This window comes from Kribbella sp. NPDC048928, assembly GCF_043197975.1.
Lineage (GTDB): Bacteria > Actinomycetota > Actinomycetes > Propionibacteriales > Kribbellaceae > Kribbella.
Map to the genome: position 1 here is coordinate 1 of NZ_JBICUC010000019.1, position 1383 is coordinate 1383.

Consider the following 1383-nt stretch of genomic DNA (forward strand, 5'->3'; position numbering starts at 1 on the left):
GGGACTGTAAGAAGTTCGGTGTAACTCCCCGATCGTGGGAGTAGATCTGATGACCGAGATGATGTCTGACGTGGAGCACGCTGAGGAGTCGGAGCCCGGGCCAGGGCTGGATGGCCTGGACGCACAGTTGGTCGAGCAATTGGTGGGTCAGGCCAGGGCCGGTGGGCTGCAGTTGACCGGTGAGGGTGGCTTGCTGCAGCAGCTGACCAAGCGGGTGCTGGAATCCGCGCTCGAGGGCGAGATCACCGACCATCTGGGCTATGACAAGCACGATCCGGCCGGGCGTGGCACGGGCAACTCGCGTAACGGGGTGCGGTCCAAGACGGTGCTGACCGATGTCGGCGAGGTGAGCATCGATGTGCCGCGGGACCGGGAGGCGAGTTTCGAGCCGCGGATCGTGGCCAAGCGGCAGAAGCGGCTGTCCGGGGTGGACGAGATGGTGATCTCGTTGTCGGCCAAGGGCCTGACCACCGGCGAGATCTCAGCGCACTTGGCCGAGGTGTATGGAGCGCAGGTGTCACGGCAGACGATCTCCACGATCACCGACAAGGTGGTCGAGGGGATGGTCGAGTGGCAGAACCGTCCGCTGGACGCGGTGTATCCGGTGGTGTTCATCGACGCGATCCACGTCAAGGTCCGCGACGGCCAGGTCTCGAACCGGCCGATCTATGTCGCGTTGGCGGTGACCTGTGAGGGGCACCGCGACATCCTCGGGTTGTGGGCCGGGGACGGCGGCGAGGGCGCGAAGTACTGGCTGCACGTGCTGACCGAACTGCGCAACCGCGGCGTCGCGGACGTGCTGATGGTTGTGTGTGACGGCCTGGCCGGGCTGCCGGACGCGATCGGCACCGCGTGGCCGCGAGCGATCACCCAGACCTGCATCGTGCACCTGCTCCGCAACAGCTTCCGCTACGCCGGCCGCCAGCACTGGTCGGCGATCGCGGCCGCCCTCAAGCCCGTCTACACCGCGCCGACCGAGGCCGCGGCCAAGGAACGGTTCAGCGAGTTCGCCGAGGCCTGGGCAGGGCGTTACCCGGCGATCGTCAGGTTGTGGGACAACGCCTGGGCCGAGTTCGTGCCGTTCCTGGCCTTCGACCCCGAGATCCGGAAGGTGATCTGCTCTACCAACGCCATCGAGTCCGTGAACGCCCGGATCCGCCGCGCGGTCAAGGCCCGCGGCCATTTCCCGAACGAGCAAGCAGCGCTCAAGTGCGTCTACCTCGCGGTCATGAGCCTGGACCCCACCGGTACCGGCCGCAAACGCTGGACCATGCGCTGGAAACCCGCACTCAACGCCTTCGAGATCGCCTTCGACGGCCGCCTCACCACCGGACGCAACTAACCCTCTTCAACCCGAGTTACACCGTTCGTTTGACAGTCCCC

Annotated in this window: 1 protein-coding gene; it reads left to right on the forward strand. The window is 66.4% G+C overall.

Going from position 1 to position 1383, the window contains the following annotated elements:
- Window positions 1–58: 58 nt before the first annotated feature.
- Window positions 59–1342, forward strand: coding sequence for an IS256 family transposase (locus ACGFI6_RS41355; RefSeq protein WP_393128184.1), 1284 nt, complete (start codon window positions 59–61; stop codon window positions 1340–1342).
- Window positions 1343–1383: the final 41 nt, after the last annotated feature.